Annotated in this window: 15 protein-coding genes; 9 read left to right on the top strand and 6 right to left on the bottom strand. The window is 69.2% G+C overall.

Annotated features, from left to right (window positions below; translation table 11 throughout):
* Positions 1–18: 18 nt before the first annotated feature.
* The 4 genes from DFP88_RS00335 to DFP88_RS00320 all read right to left on the bottom strand — a co-directional run bounded on the left by DFP88_RS00335 (position 19) and on the right by DFP88_RS00320 (position 4577).
* On the bottom strand, positions 19–993 hold the full coding sequence (locus DFP88_RS00335) for an oligopeptide/dipeptide ABC transporter ATP-binding protein (protein WP_110812472.1): 975 nt from the start codon (positions 991–993) through the stop codon (positions 19–21).
* Positions 993–1904, bottom strand: coding sequence for an ABC transporter permease subunit (locus tag DFP88_RS00330; RefSeq protein WP_110812471.1), 912 nt, complete (start codon positions 1902–1904; stop codon positions 993–995). Before DFP88_RS00330 ends, DFP88_RS00335 begins: the two co-directional genes overlap by 1 nt.
* An 11-nt stretch (positions 1905–1915) precedes the next feature.
* Positions 1916–2839 carry an oligopeptide ABC transporter permease OppB gene (gene oppB, locus DFP88_RS00325; RefSeq protein WP_110812470.1) on the bottom strand — a complete coding sequence of 308 codons (924 nt, stop codon included), beginning with the start codon at positions 2837–2839 and terminating at the stop codon, positions 1916–1918.
* 97 nt (positions 2840–2936) lie between these two features.
* Entirely contained in the window at positions 2937–4577 is a 1641-nt protein-coding gene (locus tag DFP88_RS00320) for a peptide ABC transporter substrate-binding protein (protein WP_110812469.1), read from the bottom strand.
* A 407-nt stretch (positions 4578–4984) separates the two neighbouring features.
* On the opposite strand from DFP88_RS00320, the gene DFP88_RS00315 reads away from it, so the two are divergent.
* The 3 genes from DFP88_RS00315 to DFP88_RS00305 are packed head-to-tail and all read left to right on the top strand — an operon-like array spanning position 4985 to position 8505.
* Complete coding sequence (locus tag DFP88_RS00315; protein ID WP_110812468.1) at positions 4985–5605, top strand: MarR family winged helix-turn-helix transcriptional regulator; 621 nt, start codon at positions 4985–4987, stop codon at positions 5603–5605.
* Positions 5583–8006, top strand: a complete 2424-nt coding sequence (locus DFP88_RS00310; RefSeq protein WP_245904608.1) for a ligase-associated DNA damage response DEXH box helicase — start codon at positions 5583–5585, stop codon at positions 8004–8006. The genes DFP88_RS00315 and DFP88_RS00310 overlap by 23 nt, the downstream gene beginning before the upstream one ends.
* A gap of 37 nt (positions 8007–8043) precedes the next feature.
* A complete protein-coding gene (locus DFP88_RS00305) occupies positions 8044–8505 on the top strand; it encodes a CreA family protein (RefSeq protein ID WP_181418523.1) in 462 nt (153 codons plus the stop codon).
* Positions 8506–8512: 7 nt separating this feature from the next.
* Here DFP88_RS00305 and DFP88_RS00300 read toward each other — a convergent pair whose 3' ends face one another.
* Positions 8513–9187, bottom strand: coding sequence for an HAD-IA family hydrolase (locus tag DFP88_RS00300; RefSeq protein ID WP_110812467.1), 675 nt, complete (start codon positions 9185–9187; stop codon positions 8513–8515).
* Positions 9188–9310: 123 nt separating this feature from the next.
* On the opposite strand from DFP88_RS00300, the gene glmU reads away from it, so the two are divergent.
* Positions 9311–10666: a bifunctional UDP-N-acetylglucosamine diphosphorylase/glucosamine-1-phosphate N-acetyltransferase GlmU gene (gene glmU / locus DFP88_RS00295; protein WP_110812466.1), complete on the top strand. Its 1356-nt coding sequence runs from the start codon at positions 9311–9313 to the stop codon at positions 10664–10666.
* A complete protein-coding gene (gene glmS, locus DFP88_RS00290) occupies positions 10666–12486 on the top strand; it encodes a glutamine--fructose-6-phosphate transaminase (isomerizing) (RefSeq protein WP_110812465.1) in 1821 nt (606 codons plus the stop codon). The genes glmU and glmS overlap by 1 nt, the downstream gene beginning before the upstream one ends.
* A gap of 99 nt (positions 12487–12585) precedes the next feature.
* On the opposite strand, the gene DFP88_RS00285 is transcribed toward glmS, so the two are convergent.
* A complete protein-coding gene (locus DFP88_RS00285) occupies positions 12586–13050 on the bottom strand; it encodes a D-galactarate dehydratase (protein ID WP_110812464.1) in 465 nt (154 codons plus the stop codon).
* Positions 13051–13147: 97 nt separating this feature from the next.
* Here DFP88_RS00285 and moaA point away from each other — a divergent pair, with 97 nt between their 5' ends.
* The 4 genes from moaA to pdeM are packed head-to-tail and all read left to right on the top strand — an operon-like array spanning position 13148 to position 17191.
* Positions 13148–14149: a GTP 3',8-cyclase MoaA gene (gene moaA, locus DFP88_RS00280; protein ID WP_110812463.1), complete on the top strand. Its 1002-nt coding sequence runs from the start codon at positions 13148–13150 to the stop codon at positions 14147–14149.
* Entirely contained in the window at positions 14146–15405 is a 1260-nt protein-coding gene (locus DFP88_RS00275) for a 3-deoxy-D-manno-octulosonic acid transferase (RefSeq protein ID WP_110812462.1), read from the top strand. The genes moaA and DFP88_RS00275 overlap by 4 nt, the downstream gene beginning before the upstream one ends.
* Positions 15402–16460: a glycosyltransferase family 4 protein gene (locus DFP88_RS00270; protein WP_110812461.1), complete on the top strand. Its 1059-nt coding sequence runs from the start codon at positions 15402–15404 to the stop codon at positions 16458–16460. Before DFP88_RS00275 ends, DFP88_RS00270 begins: the two co-directional genes overlap by 4 nt.
* A gap of 32 nt (positions 16461–16492) precedes the next feature.
* On the top strand, positions 16493–17191 hold the full coding sequence (pdeM, locus tag DFP88_RS00265; protein ID WP_110812460.1) for a ligase-associated DNA damage response endonuclease PdeM: 699 nt from the start codon (positions 16493–16495) through the stop codon (positions 17189–17191).
* The last annotated feature ends 83 nt before the right edge of the window (positions 17192–17274 follow it).

The following is a 17274-nucleotide window of genomic DNA, read 5'->3' as shown; positions in this document are numbered from 1 at the left end:
GGTGTTTCGGATCGGTCATCACTGAACCTCCTCGACGGGGGCATGGCAGGCGCGGCAGATGGGCGAACCCTCCCAAGCCGGAACCAGGTCCGGCCGGACGGTTGGACAGGGATCGAAGGCGAAGCCGCAGCGCGGGCTGAACGGGCAGCCCTTGGGCAGCCGGCTCATGTCGGGCGGCTCGCCCGAGATCGTGGCCAGCACCTCTTCCTCGCGGTCGAGGCGCGGCACCGCCTTGAGAAGGCCCAGCGTATAGGGGTGGGTCGGCCGCTCGAACAGCTGCTCGGTTGGCCCGGTCTCCATGATCTGGCCGCCGTACATCACCAGCGTGCGGTCGCAGAAATCCGCAACGATCCCGAGGTCATGCGTGATCAGGACGATCGCCGTCCCGAACTCTTCGCGGATCTCGCCCAGCAGCTGCATGATCTGCGCCTGCACCGTCACGTCGAGCGCGGTCGTGGGTTCGTCCGCGATCAGCAGGCGCGGCCGGCACAGCAGCGCCATGGCGATCATGATCCGTTGCCGCATTCCGCCCGAGAACTCGTGCGGGTACATGGTGATGCGGGCGCGGGCATCGGGGATGCGGACGGCGTCCAGCATCTTGACCGCCTCGTCCACGGCCTGCTTCTTGCCCATGCCCTTGTGCAACATGAGCACCTCGGCCATCTGGTCCGAGATCCGCATGTAGGGATTGAGCGAGGTCATCGGGTCCTGAAAGATCATCCCGATCTGGTCGGAGCGGACCTTGTTCATCTGCCGCTGGCTCAGCCCCAGCAGGTTCTGCCCGTTGTAGGTGACCTCTCCTTTGGCGCTGCCGTTGGCGGCCAGAAGGCCCATGGCCGCGAAGGCGGTCTGGCTCTTGCCCGATCCGCTTTCGCCGACGATGGCAAGCGTCTCGCGTTCCTCGATGTTGAAGCTCACGCCGTTGACCGCGTTCACCTCGCCATCGCCGGTGCGGAAGGTGACGGTCAGGTCCTTGATGTCGAGAAGGGGCATCAGCGGTCCTTCGGATCGAGGGCGTCACGCAGCCCGTCGCCGACGAAGAAGAAGGCGAAGAGCGTGACGACGAAGAAGAAGAGGGGGTACAGCAGCTGCCAGAGCACGCCGTAGCGCATCTGCCCTGCCCCGGCCGAGATCAGCGCACCGAGCGAGGTGCTCGGCTCCTGCACGCCGAGGCCGAGGAAGCTGATGAAGGATTCGGTGATGATCATCTGCGGCACCAGCAGCGTCGAGTAGACGATGACGAGGCCGGCGAGGTTCGGCACGATGTGCCGCAGGATGATCGTGAAGGGGCGCACGCCGGTGGCGACCGCGGCCTCGACGAATTCCTTGTTCTTGATGCTCAGCGTCTGGCCCCGGGCGATCCGGCTCATGTCCAGCCAGGATATCAGGCCGATGCCGATGAAGAGCATGGTGATCGAGCGTCCGAAGATCACCAGCATCAGGATCAGCACGAACATGTAGGGCACCGACATCAGGATATCGACGGTGCGCATCATGATGTTGTCGGTCTTGCCGCCCATGTAGCCGGCGATGGCGCCGTAGAGCGTGCCGACGATCACCGCGACGCCGGCGCCCACGAGGCCGACGAGAAGCGAGATGCGGGTCCCCTGCACGGTCCGGGCATAGAGATCGCGCCCGGACTCGTCGGTGCCGAAGTAGTGCCCCGTCTCGATCGAGGGCACGCCGTTGACCGCGTTGCGGCCCATCAGCGAGAAGTCGACATAGGCGCGCTCGTATTGCGCCAGGAACTCTCCGAAGAAGGCGAAGAGGCAGATCAGGATCAGCGCGACAAGGCCGGCGACGGCGGCCTTGTTGCGGAAGAACCTCGTGCGGGCATCGGCCCAGAGAGAGCGGCCCTTGACGGGCTGCTGGCCCAGGTCGGCCTCGGCGGTTTGCGTTGCCATCTAGCCCTCCCTCAGTAGCGGATTTTCGGGTCGATCCAGGCGTAGAGCAGATCGACGACGAGGTTGAAGGTGACCGTCAGCACACCCACGAGGATGGTGATGCCCATGATCACCGAATAGTCGCGGTTGAAGGCGGAGTTCACGAAGAACTGTCCGATGCCCCCGGTCGAGAAATAGACGTCGATGATGACCGATCCGGTGATCATGCCGACGAAGGCGGGGCCGAGGTAGCTGAGCACCGGCAGCATCGCCGGTTTCAGCGCGTGGCGCAGGATGATGCGCCGCATTGGCAGGCCCTTGGCCTTGGCGGTGCGGATGAAGCCGGCGTTCAGCACCTCGAGCATCGAGGAGCGGGTGATCCGGCTGATCGAGGCCATGTAGGAGGTCGAGAGCGCGATCACCGGCAGAACAAGGTAGTTCCACTGCCCGCCCTGCCAGCCGCCGCCCGGAAGCCAGCCCAGCCAGAGGGTGAAGATCAGCACCAGAATCGGCGCCATGACGAAGTTCGGCAGCACCTGCGCGCCGATCGAGATGCCGACGGCGGTGTAGTCCACGGCGCTGTTGTGCCGGATCGCGGCCGTGACGCCAAGGCTGACGCCGGCGATCACCGCGACCACGAAGGACCAGAAGCCGTAGGTCAGCGTGACGGGGAAGCCCTGCGCGATCACGTCGTTGACGGTGCGGTCGCGGTACTGGAAGCTCGGACCGAAATCGAAATGGACGACCACGTTCCAGACGTAGTCCGCCATCTGTTTCCAGTACGGCTGGTCGAGGCCGTAGCGCGCCTCGAGGTTCTGCATCACCTGCGCTGGCAGGGCCCGTTCACCGTTGAACGGACCGCCGGGCGCGGCGAACATCAGGACGAATGAGATGACGATCAGCAGCAGGATCGTGGGAATGGCGACGGCGATGCGTCGCAGGACATAGCTGAGCATGAGACCTGGCCCTGTGTGGAGCCCCCCGTTCGGAGGAAGAGGCTGGACCCGCGCCCCCTAGGACAAGGGGGCGCGGGAAGCAAGCGCAGGGCGGCGCTTACTCGTCGGCAACCCGGTACAGCTGACGGGCGTACCAGTTTTCTTGCGCGTTCTCGAGCGGCCAGCCCTTGATCGTGTCATCCAGCATGAAGACGCTGGCGTAGTGGTAGATCGGCAGGATCGGCCACTCCTGGACGATGATCTCTTCGGCCTGCTGGTACAGCGGCTGCGGATCCTCGGCGGTCTTCGCCTCGGTCAGCAGGTTGTCGTACTCCTCGTTGGAGAAGCCGCTGTCGTTGTAGGACGAGTTCGTGTCCATGATGTCGAGGAAGCTGGAGGCCTCGTTGTAGTCGGCACACCAGCCGGCGCGCGCGATCGCCGGGTAGTTCAGGTTGTGACGCTCGTTCAGGAAGGTCTGCCATTCCATGTTGTCGAGCTGCGTGGTCACGCCCAGCGTCTGCTGCCACATCTGGCCAACCGCCACGGCGACCTGCTGGTGCGCCTCGGAGGTGTTGTACAGGATGTCGAGGTTCAGCGGCTCGCCGTCTTCGCCGTAGCCGGCTTCGGCCATCAGCTCCTTGGCGCGCTCGTTGCGCTCTTCCTGCGTCATCTGCGCGACTTCGACCTCGGGGGCTTCGAAGCCCGCGGTGGCCCAGTGCGTCAGCGTGTAGGCCGGGCGCTGACCGCCGGCGAGCACGTTCTCGACGATGATGTCGCGGTCGATCGCCAGGCTCAGCGCCTCGCGCACGCGCTGGTCGTCAAGCGCCTCGAGACCCTGATCGGACAGGTTCACGTTGTAGTAGTAGGTGCAGAGTTGCGGCACGGAGACCGCCTCGTCGCCGTACTCTTCCTGCAGCTGCGGGAACTGGCCGGCGGGAACGTCGGTCCGGTCCAGCTCGCCGGCTTCCCAGCGGGTCAGGGCCTGGTTCTCGTCGTTGATGATGAGCGCCGTGACCTCGGTGATGTAGACGTTGTCCGCATCCCAGTACTCGGGGTTCTTCTCGAGCGTGATGTACTCCTGCGCCACGCGGTCGGCGAGGACATAGGCACCGTTCGAGACCATGTTGCCCGGCTGGGTCCAGCTGTCGCCGAACTCTTCGATGGTCGCCTGCGGCACCGGGAACGTGGTGGTGTGCGTGACCATCTGCGCGAAGTAGGGCAGCGGCTGCGAGAGGGTGACGGTCAGCGTGTGATCGTCGGTCGCCTCGACGCCCAGCTCGCTGGGGTCCATGTCGCCGGCGATGACGGCGTCGACGTTCTCGATCTGCATCAGCCCCATGTACCACTGGTACTCGGAGGCGGTGGCCGGATCGGCGGCGCGCTGCCAGGAATAGACGAAGTCCGAGGCGGTGACCGGCTCGCCGTTCGACCAGCGCGCGTCGTCACGCAGGGTGAAGGTATAGGTCAGGCCGTCGTCCGAGACCTCGTAGCCGGTGGCCACGCCGGGCACGACTTCGCCGGTCTCGTCCTGGTTCATCAGGCCTTCGAAAAGGTTGCGCCCGATGTTGGAGCCTTCGACGTCCTCGATCAGGTTGGGATCGATCGACGGAAACTCGTCCAGCACCCGGTAGGTGAAGGTCTGGTTCTCGGCGAGGGTCTCGCCGTTCGGGCCGGTCTGCTGCGCGATGGCGGCGGTGCTGCCAAGCGCGGCAACCAGCACGGCCGCGGTTCCGGCCCTGAGTGTTGCTTTGATAGTCATGATGACTCCCCTGTGGTGCATCGCGCCGCATTTGCATCGGCGCGTAGTGCTCTGCGGCCCGGCGGAGGCACCGCCGGGACAGTGCGCGCAATCCTTCGGTGTCGCCCGAGGAATGGCAAGGGGCCTGCGGCACTGACTTCGCGGTAGCGGAAAAACGCCGCCGATCCGCCCTTTCGTCCCTTCGGCCCCCTGCATACGCCGTTCGGGACCCGTCCGGCATAATATGGTAAACAATAAACCGTCACGCGTCCGGATAGGGCGCAATGCGCCTTGCGGTAGTAAAACAGGCTCACGACGACGAGAGATACGTGTGTCGCTTCTGGCGAAGGCAGTTTTGCTGTGACATGCAGCATTACGTCGCGCCCGGCGCATGACAGTGTTGACGAGTTGCAGAGAGGAGTGAAGCGATGGGGGACAAGGACGGAGCACTCGTCGCGCAGTTGGTGGACCAGGGTATCCAGCGTGACCTGCTGGAGGATGCGCTGGAACTGGATGGCGTGATGCTCGCCTGGCGCATCAAGCTGCGGCGGCGCAAGCTGGGCCAGCGGGCCCTGCGCGAGATCGGGCTGCCGATCGACCTGTCGCACCTCGACGTGCTGATGGCGATCCACAGCCCCATCGCCCGTTGCGACACGGACGAGGTCATGGTCTCGACCATCGCCTCCCGCCTGTACATCGACCCCTCGCGTGCCAGCCGCATGGTGACGGAACTGCTGCGCATGGGCCTTGTCGAGCGCTCGGTCTCGCAGCGCGACGCGCGGCGTAGCGTGGTCACCCTCAGCGAAGCCGGCGAAGCCGCCGTCGCCGCGGTGCGCAAGTTCAAGTACATCGTGCTCAGCGACTTCCTCAGCGGCTGGACGCGCGAGGAGATCGACACCTTCAAGCCGCTGTTCCAGCGCTTCTCGCACTGGACCGAGGTCGAGGACGAGATCGAGGATCCCGCCATCCAGGCCTATACCGACCGGGTGCGCACGGAATTGCAGGCGAAGCTTCCCGGGGCGGGCGGTGCCAGCGGCGCCGAAGCCTGACGCCACGCCCCTGCCGCCCCGCTTCGAGCGCTGGTTCTCGGGGCGCGGCTGGTCGGTGCATCCCCATCAGGCCGCCATGCTGGAGCAGGCCGGGGCCCCTGCCCTGATGCTGATCGCGCCCACGGGCGGCGGCAAGACGCTGGCGGGTTTCCTGCCGACGCTGGTCGAGCTGGCCGAGGGGCTGCACAAGGGGCTGCACACCCTCTACGTCTCGCCGCTCAAGGCGCTGGCCGCCGATATCCGCCGCAACCTGACCGTCCCGGTGCAGGAGATGGACCTGCCGATCCGGATCGAGGATCGCACCGGCGACACCGGATCGGCCGCCAAGCGGCGCCAGCGCGCCGATCCGCCGCATATCCTGCTGACCACCCCCGAAAGCCTTGCGCTGCTGACCTCCTACGAGGATGCGCCGCGCATGTTCGCGGGCCTCAGCCGGGTCATCGTGGACGAGATCCACGCCCTCGCCGAAAGCAAGCGCGGCGATCAGCTGATGCTGGCGCTGTCGCGGCTGCAGGCCATGGCGCCGGGGCTGCGCCGCGTCGGCCTTTCGGCGACGGTCGAGGATCCCGCCGCCCTCGCCGCCCAGCTGGCCCCCGCCCCCGCGCCTTGCGAGATCCTCTATGCCGATCCCGGGCCCGACCCGGATATCGAGATGCTGCAGGTCGATGCGCCCCCGCCCTGGGCCGGTGGCGGCGCCGCCTATGCCATCCCCCGCGTGCTGGAGGAGGTGAAGAAGCATCGCACCACGCTGATCTTCCACAACACCCGCGCCCAGGCCGAGATCTTCTTTCACAACCTCTGGCTGGCGAACGACGAATCGCTGCCCATCGGCATCCACCACGGCGCCCTCTCGCGCGAGGCGCGGCAAAAGGTCGAGGCGGCGATGGTGGCGGGAAGCCTGCGCGCCATCGTCTGCACCGGCACGCTCGATCTAGGCATCGACTGGGGCGACGTGGACCTGGTGATCCAGGTCGGCGCACCGAAGAACGTCAAGAAGCTGGTGCAGCGCATCGGCCGCGCCAATCACCGCTACAACGCGCCCTCCAAGGCGCTTCTGGTGCCGGCGAACCGCTTCGAGGTGGTCGAATGCGTCGCCGCGCTCGAGGCGGTGAAGGCGCGCGATCTCGACGGCGATCCCAAGGGCCCCGGCCCGCGCGACGTGCTGTGCCAGCACATCCTGATCCGCGCCTGCGCCGGGCCCTTCGAGGCGGATGCGCTTTATGACGAGGTGCGGACCGTGGGCGCCTACCGGACGCTGACCCGCGCCGCCTTCGACGCCTGCCTCGAGTTCTGCGCGACGGGCGGCTACGCCCTGCGCGCCTACGACCGCTGGCAGCGGCTGCTGCAGCGGGCGGACGGCCAGTGGCAACTGCGCGATCCGCGCGCCAGCCGCGACATCCGCATGAACATCGGCACGATCCAGAGCACCGACCTCGTCAAGGTGCGGATGCGGCGCGGCCAGCAGCTTCTGGGCGAGGTCGAGGAAGAGTTCGCCGCCACGCTGACGCCGGGCGAGACCTTTTTGATCGGCGGGCAGATCGTGCGCTACGACAGCCTCAAGGAGATGACTGTCCTCGTCTCGCCGAACCCCGACCGCACGCCGCGCATCGCCGCCTTCATGGGCACGAAGTTCGCCACCTCGACCCAGCTCTCGGCGCGCATCCTTCGGATGTTCCGGCAGGACGACTGGCCCGAGCTGCCGGGCCATACCCGCGACTGGCTGCGCCTGCAGCGCGATGTGTCGAAACTGCCCGAGGGCGACCGCCTGCTGATCGAGAGCTTTCCCCACGACGGGCGCGCCCATACCTGCGTCTACGGCTTTGCCGGGCGCAACGCGCAGCAGACGCTGGGGCTGATCCTGACCCACCGGATGGAGGCGCTGGGGCTGAACCCGCTGGGCTTCGTCGCCACCGATTACGCCACGCTGATCTGGGGGCTGGAGCCGCTGGACGACCCCGCCCCCCTCTTCGATCCCGGCGCGCTGCGCGAGGGGCTGGAGGTCTGGCTGCAGGGCAACGCGGTGATGAAGCGCACCTTCAAGGCCAGCGCCAATATCGCCCAGCTGATCCAGCGCAACACGCCGCAGGCGAAGAAGACCGGGCGGCAGTCGGCCTTCTCCTCCGACATCCTCTACGACACGCTGGTGAAGTACGACCCGGATCACCTGATGCTGCAGATCACCGCCGAAGAAGCGCTCCGCGGCCTCGTCGATTTCGGCCGGATCGAGGAGATGCTCTCCCGCACCGCGGGCCGCGTCGATCACGTCGTGCTGGACCGCGTCACCCCGCTCGCCGCGCCGCTGCTGCTGGAGCCGGGGCGCGTGCCGGTGCAGGGCCGCGGCCGCGAGCGACTGGTCGAGGAGCAGGCCGCCCGGATGCTGGAGGAGGCGGGCCTCGCCTGATCCCGGAACCGGCGCCCCGCAGGGGCGTTCGGGGCACATGATCAAGCGCCTTCTCGCCGCCCTCGCCCTGACCGCCACGCCGCTTCACGCCGAAGAGGTCGGCAGCGTCGGCGTCGACTGGGTCGGGAACGACATCATCATCGACGCGATCGAGGATCCGGAGGTCGACGGCGTGACCTGCCATATCGCCTACTTCGACCGCAGCCTGATCGACCGCCTCAGCCAGGGCAACTGGTTCGAGGATCCCTCGAACGCCTCCATCGCCTGCCGCCAGACCGGCCCCATCGTGATCCGCGACATCGACCGCGGCGAGGGCGGAGAGCAGGTCTTCCGCGAAAGCCGGTCGATCATCCTCAAGTCGCTGCGTGTGACCCGCATCTTCGACGAGGCGCATCAGACGCTGATCTACCTCGCCCATGCGAACGAGCTGACCGAAGGCTCGGCCAAGATGGCGATCTCGACCGTGCCGCTTTGGGATACCGACTGGTCGGAAGAGTGATCCGGCCCTAGTCCAGCGCGGCGAGCGTGCTGTCCAGCATCTCGAAGCCGGGCAGCAGCCCATCCGGGTCGAGTGAGGGCATCAAGGCGCCCTCGGGCCCGAAGGTCGTCAGGATCGACGGCACCCCGGCGGCCTGCGCCGTCAGCCGGTCGGTCTTCGTATCCCCGATCAGGCAGCAGTGGCCGATATCGCCGCCCGCCCGGCGCACCGCCTCGACCAGCGGCGCGGCATCGGGCTTCTTCACCGGCAGCGTATCGGCGCCGACCAGCGCGTCGAAGTCATCCCGCGCGCCCAGCGCCTCAAGCAGTTGCACGGCCAGCCCCTCGGGCTTGTTGGTGCAGATGCCGACCCTGTGGCCCCGCGCCCGCAGCCGGGCCACGGCCTCGCGCGCGCCGGGGTAGAAGACCGTGTGCACCGCGATGGCCTCGCCATAGGCGCGCAGGAAGCCGTCGAAATGCGCGTCGATCAGCCCCTCGTCCTCGCCGCCGGTGCGCTGCATCCCCAGCCGCAGCATCGCCCTGCCGCCGTGAAAGGCGGTGGCGGCGTCGCCCTCGGGGTCTAGCGGGGTGCCGCGGCCCATGCCCTCAAGGCAGGCATTGGCGGCATTGATCATGTCGGCGGCGCTGTCGACGAGCGTGCCGTCGAGGTCGAAGATCACGCATCTGGGGGAGGTCTCTGTCATGACGTCATCTGTAACGAAGCGAAGGGCAATGTGAAGCGGCGATGGGACACGATCTCTTGCCGGTACCCCTTCACCGTGACAGGTGCTAGAAAACACATAAAACAACGGGCAGTGGACACAGGCATGGCAACCGCCTTGATCGTCCTCGCGGCAGGCCGCGGGACGCGCATGAACTCCGATCTTCCGAAGGTGCTGCACAGGCTGGGCGGCGTGCCGATGCTGGCCCATGCGCTGGCCGCCGGTCGCGCGCTGGAGCCAGAGCGCACCGTCGTCGTCACCGGCCACGAGGCCGAGATGGTCGAAGCCGCGCTGGCCAAGCTGGATGACGAGGCGCTGAGCGCCCGGCAGGAGGAGCAGCTGGGCACCGGCCATGCCGTGATGCAGGCGCGCGCCGCGCTGAACGGGTTCGAAGGCGATGCCGTGGTCCTTTACGGCGATACCCCCTTCATCACGCCCGAGACGTTGGAAAGGCTGGTCGAGGCGCGGCGCGCAGCCGACGTCGTCGTCCTGGGCTTCGAGCCCGCCGATCCGGCCCGCTACGGGCGGCTGGTGACCGAGGGCGACGACCTGCTGCGCATCACCGAATACAAGGATGCCGACGCGGCCACGCGCGCCATCGGGCTGTGCAATTCCGGCGTCGTCGCCGCCGATGCCGCCACGCTGTTCTCGCTGCTCGACGAGGTGGGCAACGACAATGCCTCGGGCGAGTACTACCTGACCGATATCGTCTCAGTGGCCCGTGCGCGCGGCCTGAGCGCGCGCGTCGTGCGCTGCGACGAGGCCGAGACGCTGGGCATCAACAGCCGGGCCGAGCTGGCCGCGGCCGAGGCCGCCTTTCAGGCCCGCGCCCGCGCCAGCGCGCTAGAGGACGGCGTGACGCTCGCGGCGCCCGAGACGGTCTTCTTCTCGCTGCACACCGCCATCGGGCGCGACACGGTGATCGAGCCGAACGTCGTCTTCGGCCCCGATGTCACCATCGAAAGCGGCGTGACGATCCGCGCCTTCTCGCATCTCGAAGGCTGCCACGTCAGCCGCGGCAGCACCATCGGCCCCTTCGCCCGCCTGCGCCCCGGCGCGGAGCTGTCCGAGGGTGTGCATATCGGCAACTTTGTCGAGGTGAAGAACGCGCAGGTCGCGGAAGGCGCGAAGATCAACCACCTGACCTACATCGGCGATGCCGATATCGGCGCCCGCAGCAACATCGGCGCGGGCACGGTCACCTGCAACTACGACGGCGTGTTCAAGCATCGCACCACCATCGGCGCCGATGCCTTCATCGGCAGCTCCACCATGCTGGTGGCGCCGGTGAGCCTCGGCGACGGGGCGATGACAGGCTCTGGCTCGGTCATCACCAGCGATGTGCCGGCGGGCGATCTGGCCATCGGGCGCGCCCGGCAGGTGAACAAGCCCGGCCTCGCGCGGCGGCTCTTCGAGAAGCTGCGGGCGCAGAAGGCCGCCCGGACGAAGGGGGACGCGTAATGTGCGGCATCGTCGGCGTCCTCGGGCGGCACGAGGCCGCGCCGCTTCTCGTTTCGGCCCTCGGGCGGCTGGAATACCGCGGCTATGACAGCGCCGGCATCGCCACGCTGGACGAGGGCCGGCTGGGCCGCCGCCGCGCGGTGGGCAAGCTGGTGAACCTGTCGGATCTGCTGGTGCACGAGCCGCTGCGCGGCAAGTCCGGCATCGGCCATACCCGCTGGGCTACCCATGGCGCCGCGACCGAAGGTAACGCGCATCCCCATGCCACGCCCCGCGTCGCCGTCGTGCACAACGGGATCATCGAGAACTTCCGCGCCCTGCGCGACTGGCTGGGCGAGCGCGGCTACAGCTTTGCCAGCGAGACCGATACCGAGACGGTGGCCCTGCTTTGCGATCACTACCTCGGCGAGGGGCTGTCCCCGCGCGAGGCGGCGCAGCAGGTGCTGGCGCGGCTCGAAGGGGCCTATGCCCTGTGCTTCCTCTTCGAGGGCGAAGAGGACCTGATAATCGCCGCCCGCAAGGGCAGCCCGCTGGCCGTGGGCCACGGCACGGGCGAGATGTTCGTCGGCAGCGATGCCATCGCCCTCGGCGACCTGACGGACCGGATCACCTACCTCGAGGAGGGCGATCTCGCCGTGCTGACGCGGGCGGGCGCCGAGATATGGGATGAGGGCGGCGCCCCGGTCCAGCGCGCGGTGCGGACCATCCGCCTCGACGCGCAGCGCATCGACAAGGCCGGCCACCGCCACTTCATGGCGAAGGAGATCGCCGAGCAGCCCGTGGTGCTGGCCGAGGCGCTGTCGCGATACCTGCGCCCCGACGGCAGCCTGACCCTGCCGGAGCCGGGCCTCGATTTCGCCAATCTCGACCGGCTGGTGCTGATCGCCTGCGGCACCGGGCATTATGCCTGCCACGTCGCGAAATACTGGTTCGAGCAGCTGGCCGGCCTGCCCGTCGATATCGACGTCGCGAGCGAGTTCCGCTACCGCGAGCCGCCCGTGCCCGCCCGCAGCGCCGCGCTGTTCCTCAGCCAGTCGGGCGAGACCGCCGATACCCTCGCCGCGCTGCGCTACTGCAAGGGGAAGGCCGATCGCCTCGTCGCGGTGGTCAACGTCACCGAAAGCTCCATCGCGCGCGAAAGCGACCTGGTGCTGCCGATCCACGCCGGCGTCGAGATCGGCGTCGCCTCGACCAAGGCCTTTACCTGCCAGCTCATGGTGCTGGCCTGCCTCGCGCTGGAGGCGGCGCGGGCGCGCGGGCGGCTGACGGGCTCCGAGGACGCCCGCCTCGTCGCCGCGCTGCGCGCCCTTCCCGGCCTCGTGCACCAGGCGCTGGACATCGAGCCCGAGGCCGAGCGTATCGGCCGCAAGCTGGCCGAGGCGCGGGACATCTTGTTCCTGGGCCGCGGGCGGATGTATCCGCTGGCCCTCGAGGGCGCGCTGAAACTCAAGGAGATCAGCTACATCCACGCCGAGGCCTATGCCTCGGGCGAGCTGAAGCACGGCCCCATCGCGCTGATCGACGACAGCGTGCCGGTGATCGTCCTCGCCCCGCACGACGAGCTTTTCGACAAGTCCGTCTCGAACATGCAGGAGGTCATGGCCCGCGGCGGACGCGTGCTGCTTGTCAGCGACCGCAAGGGCGCCGAGGAAGCGGGTACTGGTGTCTGGGAAGAGCTGGCGATGCCGCAGGTCGACCCGGTCTGGGCGCCGCTGCTTTACGCGATCCCCGCGCAGCTGCTGGCCTATCACACCGCCGTCGCCAAGGGCACGGATGTCGACCAGCCGCGCAACCTCGCCAAATCGGTGACGGTGGAATAGGGGCCGGGCCGCGGCGGGGGGCCAGCCCCCCGCTCGGCTGCGCCTCGCGCCCCCCGGGATATTTTCAAAGAGAAGATGGGGGGCGCGGGCGGCGTCTGTTCAGCGGCTGAAGACCGTCAGCTCGGGCAGGCTGGTGAGCGGAAGCTCCAGCAGGCGCAGGGCCGCGAGGCTGATCTGGCTGCCGGAACCCGCGCTGCCGCCCGAGGGCCGCAGTTCGAGGTTGACCGAGGCGCCGCCAGCGGCCTCGACCCGGCCCGGCGTCACCGCGGAGACCAGCGGCGTCTCGAGCCAGATGCCCGGCTCCGTCGGCGCACCGAGCGAGGCCACGGTGGTGCCGAGGCGCTGGGCGCCCTCCGCAGGGGCCTGCGTGGCGGCGGCGCGGTCTTCCGCGCTGGTGGTGTCGAACTGCTCGGCCGTGCCCGCGGTAATCGCGGGGGCGGAGGCCGCCGGCGCCGCGTCGGAGGCGGGGGCCGGTGCGGCGGGAGCGGGGGCGGAGGCCTGCTCGACCTGGGCGCAGGCGCCGAGGGCGAGGGTGACGGCAAGGGCGGATGCGATGTGTTTCATGCCGTGCAAGCTAGGCCGCGCGGGCCGGCGCGGCAACAGCCTCGCCACCTCTCGGCGCCAGCTTGCCAAGGCCGGGGGGCAACCCTACCTTCCGTCCATGACAGAGCTCGTCGATCCCTTCGCCCGCCGCATCCAGTACCTGCGCGTCTCGGTCACAGACCGCTGCGACTTCCGCTGCGTCTACTGCATGTCCGAAACCATGCAGTTCCTGCCCAAGAAGGAGCTTCTGACGCTGGAGGAGCTTGACCGCCTCTGCAGCGCCTTCGTGCGACTGGGCGTGCGCAAGCTGCGGATCACCGGGGGCGAGCCCCTCGTGCGGCGCGGCATCATGTCCTTCTTCGAGGGGATGACGCGGCACATCGATGCAGGCGCGCTGGACGAGATCACCGTGACGACCAACGGCAGCCAGCTCGAGCGCTTCGCACCGCAGCTTTATGCCGCGGGCGTGCGGCGCATCAACGTCAGCCTCGACACGCTGGACGAAGAGAAATTCGCCCGCGTCACCCGCTGGGGCCGGTTGCCGCAGGTGCTGCGCGGGCTCGACGCCGCGCTGGCCGCCGGGCTGAAGGTCAAGCTGAACACGGTCGCGCTCAAGGGCTTCAACGAGGACGAGGTCGAGGCGCTGCTGGCCTTCTGCGCCGAGCGCGGCATGGACATCACCTTCATCGAGGTGATGCCGATGGGCGATATCGGCAACGAGGACCGGATTGGCCAGTACTGGTCGCTGCGCGATCTGCGCGCCCGCATCGCGGAAAGCCTGACGCTGACCGACCTGCGCGAGAGCACGGGCGGGCCCGCCCGCTACGCCCGCGCCGAGGAGACGGGGCAGAAGATCGGCTTCATCACCCCGCTCAGCCATAATTTCTGCGAGGGGTGCAACCGCGTGCGCGTCACCTGCACCGGGCAGATCTACACCTGTCTCGGGCAGGAAGGCAGCGCCGACCTGCGCGCGCCGCTGCGCGGCAGCGAGAGCGATGCCGCCCTCGAAGAGGCGATCCACGGCGCCATCGCGCTCAAGCCCAAGGGGCACGACTTCGATTACTCGCGCCAGGACGTCTCGGGCCGGGTCAGCCGCCACATGAGCCACACGGGCGGATGAGACCGCCGTTGCTGCGGGCCTACGGGCTTGCCGCGCGCCTCGGGCAGCCGCTGATCCAGCGGCGGCTGGCGCAGCGGCTTGCCGCGCAGGGGGTGGCGCCGGAGCGGCTGGCCGAGCGAGCGGGCCGCGCCACCCTGCCCCGCCCCGAGGGGCCGCTGATCTGGTTTCATGCCGCCAGCCTGGGCGAGAGCCTGTCGATCCTGCCGCTGATCGAGGCGCTGCGCGGCGAGTATCGCATCCTCGTGACCACCGGCACCGCCAGCTCGGCCGAGGTGCTGGCGCGGCGCCTGCCCGAAGGGGTGCTGCACCAGTTCGCCCCCTTCGACGGCCCGCCGGTGACGCGGTTCCTTTCCCATTGGCGGCCCGCGCTGGCGGTCTTCGTCGAAAGCGAGATCTGGCCCCTGACGCTCGAGGCCTGCGCGCGCGCGGGGGTCCCGCGGGCCTTGATCGGCGCCCGCCTCTCGGCGCGCAGCCTCAGGGGTTGGGGCCGCTTTCCGCGCAGCGCCGCGCATGTGCTGGGCCAGTTCGACATGATCGCCGCGCAGGATGCCGCCACCCGCGACGGGCTGGCGGCGCTCGGGGCGCGGCAGGTCAGGCTGGCCGGCAACCTCAAGTCCGCCGCCGCGCCGCCGCCCGTCGATGCCGCCGAGCTTGCGCGGCTGCGCGGCGCGCTGGGCCGGCCGGTCTGGTGCGCCAGTTCGACCCACGAGGGGGAGGATGCGCCGGTGCTGGAGGCGCATCTGCACCTGCTGCGGGACAGGCCCGACCTTCTGCTGATCCTCGCCCCGCGCCACCCGGAGCGGGCCGAGGCCATCGCCGCCCTCGCCCATGAGAGGGGGCTGACCACGGCCCGCCGCAGTGAGGGCGATCCGGGCGCCGCGCAGGTCTGGATCGCCGATACGCTGGGCGAGATGGGGCTGTGGTACAGCCTGAGCCCGATCACCTTCCTCGCCGGGTCCTGGGGCGAGGCCGGCGGGCACAACCCCTTCGAGCCGGCCAGCCTTGGCGCCGCGATCCTTGCCGGGCCGAAGGTGCCGAACGCCGCGCAGGCCTATGCCGCGCTGGAGGCTGCGGGGGCGCTGGAGACCGTTGAGGACGCGCAGGCGCTTGCCGATGCCGTGGCGGCGCTGCTGGACGCGCCCGAGGTGCTGCGGCAGAGGGGGGCGGCAGCGCGCGGCGCGGCGCGGCAGGGCGATGCCCTGATCGCCGAGCTGGCGGCATCCCTGCACGCCCTGGCGGAAGGCAAGACGGCATGAGCTATCGCGACGCGCGCGAGATCGAGGTCATCGCGCCCAACCTCAAGCGGCGCTATTCTGGCGTCACCTCCACCGTGCTGCGGCTGGTGCCGATCCAGGCGCGTCAGATCGCCATTGCCGCCGCGGGCCCGGTCCTGCCGGACGGCATCCCGCGCCTGCGCCTGCGCGATCTGGCGCTCATGCCGCGGCGCGGCCCGTCGGGCCCCCGCGTCTGGCATGCCCGCCGCAATATCGAGATGCTGGCCGGCCTTGCGCTGAAACACCTGCTGCGCAAGCGGCTGAAGCTGATCTTCACCTCCGCCGCCCAGCGCCGCCATTCGAAGCATACCCGCCGGCTGATCGGCCGGATGGACGCCGTGGTCGCGACATCCTCGCGCGCGGCGGCCTACCTCGAGCGGGAGGCGCAGGTGATCCGCCACGGCGTGGACACCGCGCTGTTCTCCCCTGCCCCGGATCGCGCGGCGCTGCGGCGCAGGCTGGGGCTGCCGGAGGAAGCGCTGCTGGTCGGCTGCTTCGGGCGGGTGCGGCCACAGAAGGGCGTCGATCTTTTCGTCGATGCGATGCTGGAGATCCTGCCGCGTCACCCGCAGGTGCAGGGCGTGATCATGGGCGGAGTGACGCCGCAGTTCGAAGGCTTCGTCGCCGAGCAGAGGCGCAAGATCGCCGAGGCCGGCTTGGCGGACCGCCTGCATATCCTGCCCGAGGACAGCGGCCCCTCGATCGCGCCCTGGTTCCAGGCGCTCGACCTCTACGTCGCGCCGCAGCGGTGGGAGGGGTTCGGGCTGACCCCGCTCGAGGCGATGGCCTGCGGCGTGCCGGTCGTCGCCACCCGCGTCGGCGCCTTCGAGGAGCTGGTCGCGGAGGGCGTGACGGGCACACTGGTGCCGGCGGAGGATCTGCCGGCGCTGACAGAGGCGACGGAAGCCGCTTTGGCCGATCCCGAGGCGCTGGCAACCCGGGGCCGCGCGGCACGCCAGCACGTGCTGGACCACTTCCGGATCGAGCAGGAGGCGGAGGCGCTGATCGCGCTCTACCGCCGGCTGCTGGCCTCTTGAACCCCGCTGCCGCGCGGCGGTAGGAACGCAGCATGAACGGGATCGAGATCCGCTTTGCCGGGCTGCGGCTGACGGCCCTCGGATCGGGCGCTCTCTATTGGCCCGAGGAGGGGCTGCTTGTCGTCGCGGACCTGCACCTTGGCAAGTCGGAGCGCATGGCCCGGCGGCGCGGCGTGATGCTGCCCCCCTACGAGGTGACCGAGACGCTGTCCCGGCTGGCGCAGGACGTGGCCGCGACCGGTGCCGAGGAGGTCCTGTGCCTTGGCGACAGCTTCGACGATCTGGCGGCGGCGCAGGCGCTGAGGGACGAGGATGCCGAGAGCCTTGCCGCGCTGCAGGCCGGGCGGCAGTGGTGGTGGATCGAGGGCAACCACGACCCCGGCCCCCTCGCCCTCGGCGGCACGCATCTGGCCGAGATGAGGCGCGGGCCGCTGCGCTTCGTCCATATCGCCGAGCAGAACCCCTCGGGCGAGGTCTCGGGGCATTGGCATCCGAAGTTGGCCCTGCCCGGCTGCGCCGCGCGCCGCGCGTTCCTCTTTGACGAGCACCGCCTGATCCTGCCGGCCTATGGCGCCTACACCGGGGGAATGCGGCCCGATCAGCCGCCGCTTTCGGGGCTTCTGAACCCGGGCGCGCTGGCGGTACTGACCGGGCCGCGACCCGTGCTGGCGCCGCTGCAGGCGCCGGTTAGGCGGGGCGGGGCGGGGCGGGCGCGGCTGGCCCGGCGATAAGGCGGGCGGCAGGCGGCGCGGATATGTTTAGGGGGTGTATCTGAAGGGTGCCCGTTGCCGTGCCCTCGGCCCGATGTCGGCTT

Origin of the sequence: Pseudoroseicyclus aestuarii (genome assembly GCF_003217255.1) — a bacterium.
In the GTDB taxonomy this organism is placed as follows: domain Bacteria; phylum Pseudomonadota; class Alphaproteobacteria; order Rhodobacterales; family Rhodobacteraceae; genus Pseudoroseicyclus; species Pseudoroseicyclus aestuarii.
The sequence above is the reverse complement of the archived record's forward strand: the minus strand, read 5'-3'. Positions and strand labels throughout refer to the sequence as shown.

Bases quoted from the DNA above. Each gene is read 5' to 3' on its own strand.
- DFP88_RS00335 (WP_110812472.1), bottom strand. From the start codon at position 993: ATGCCCCTTCTCGACATCAAGGACCTGACCGTCACCTTCCGCACCGGC.
- DFP88_RS00330 (WP_110812471.1), bottom strand. From the start codon at position 1,904: ATGGCAACGCAAACCGCCGAGGCCGACCTGGGCCAGCAGCCCGTCAAG.
- oppB (WP_110812470.1), bottom strand. From the start codon at position 2,839: ATGCTCAGCTATGTCCTGCGACGCATCGCCGTCGCCATTCCCACGATC.
- DFP88_RS00320 (WP_110812469.1), bottom strand. From the start codon at position 4,577: ATGACTATCAAAGCAACACTCAGGGCCGGAACCGCGGCCGTGCTGGTT.
- DFP88_RS00315 (WP_110812468.1), top strand. From the start codon at position 4,985: ATGGGGGACAAGGACGGAGCACTCGTCGCGCAGTTGGTGGACCAGGGT.
- DFP88_RS00305 (WP_181418523.1), top strand. From the start codon at position 8,044: ATGATCAAGCGCCTTCTCGCCGCCCTCGCCCTGACCGCCACGCCGCTT.
- DFP88_RS00300 (WP_110812467.1), bottom strand. From the start codon at position 9,187: ATGACAGAGACCTCCCCCAGATGCGTGATCTTCGACCTCGACGGCACG.
- glmU (WP_110812466.1), top strand. From the start codon at position 9,311: ATGGCAACCGCCTTGATCGTCCTCGCGGCAGGCCGCGGGACGCGCATG.
- glmS (WP_110812465.1), top strand. From the start codon at position 10,666: ATGTGCGGCATCGTCGGCGTCCTCGGGCGGCACGAGGCCGCGCCGCTT.
- DFP88_RS00285 (WP_110812464.1), bottom strand. From the start codon at position 13,050: ATGAAACACATCGCATCCGCCCTTGCCGTCACCCTCGCCCTCGGCGCC.
- moaA (WP_110812463.1), top strand. From the start codon at position 13,148: ATGACAGAGCTCGTCGATCCCTTCGCCCGCCGCATCCAGTACCTGCGC.
- DFP88_RS00275 (WP_110812462.1), top strand. From the start codon at position 14,146: ATGAGACCGCCGTTGCTGCGGGCCTACGGGCTTGCCGCGCGCCTCGGG.
- DFP88_RS00270 (WP_110812461.1), top strand. From the start codon at position 15,402: ATGAGCTATCGCGACGCGCGCGAGATCGAGGTCATCGCGCCCAACCTC.
- pdeM (WP_110812460.1), top strand. From the start codon at position 16,493: ATGAACGGGATCGAGATCCGCTTTGCCGGGCTGCGGCTGACGGCCCTC.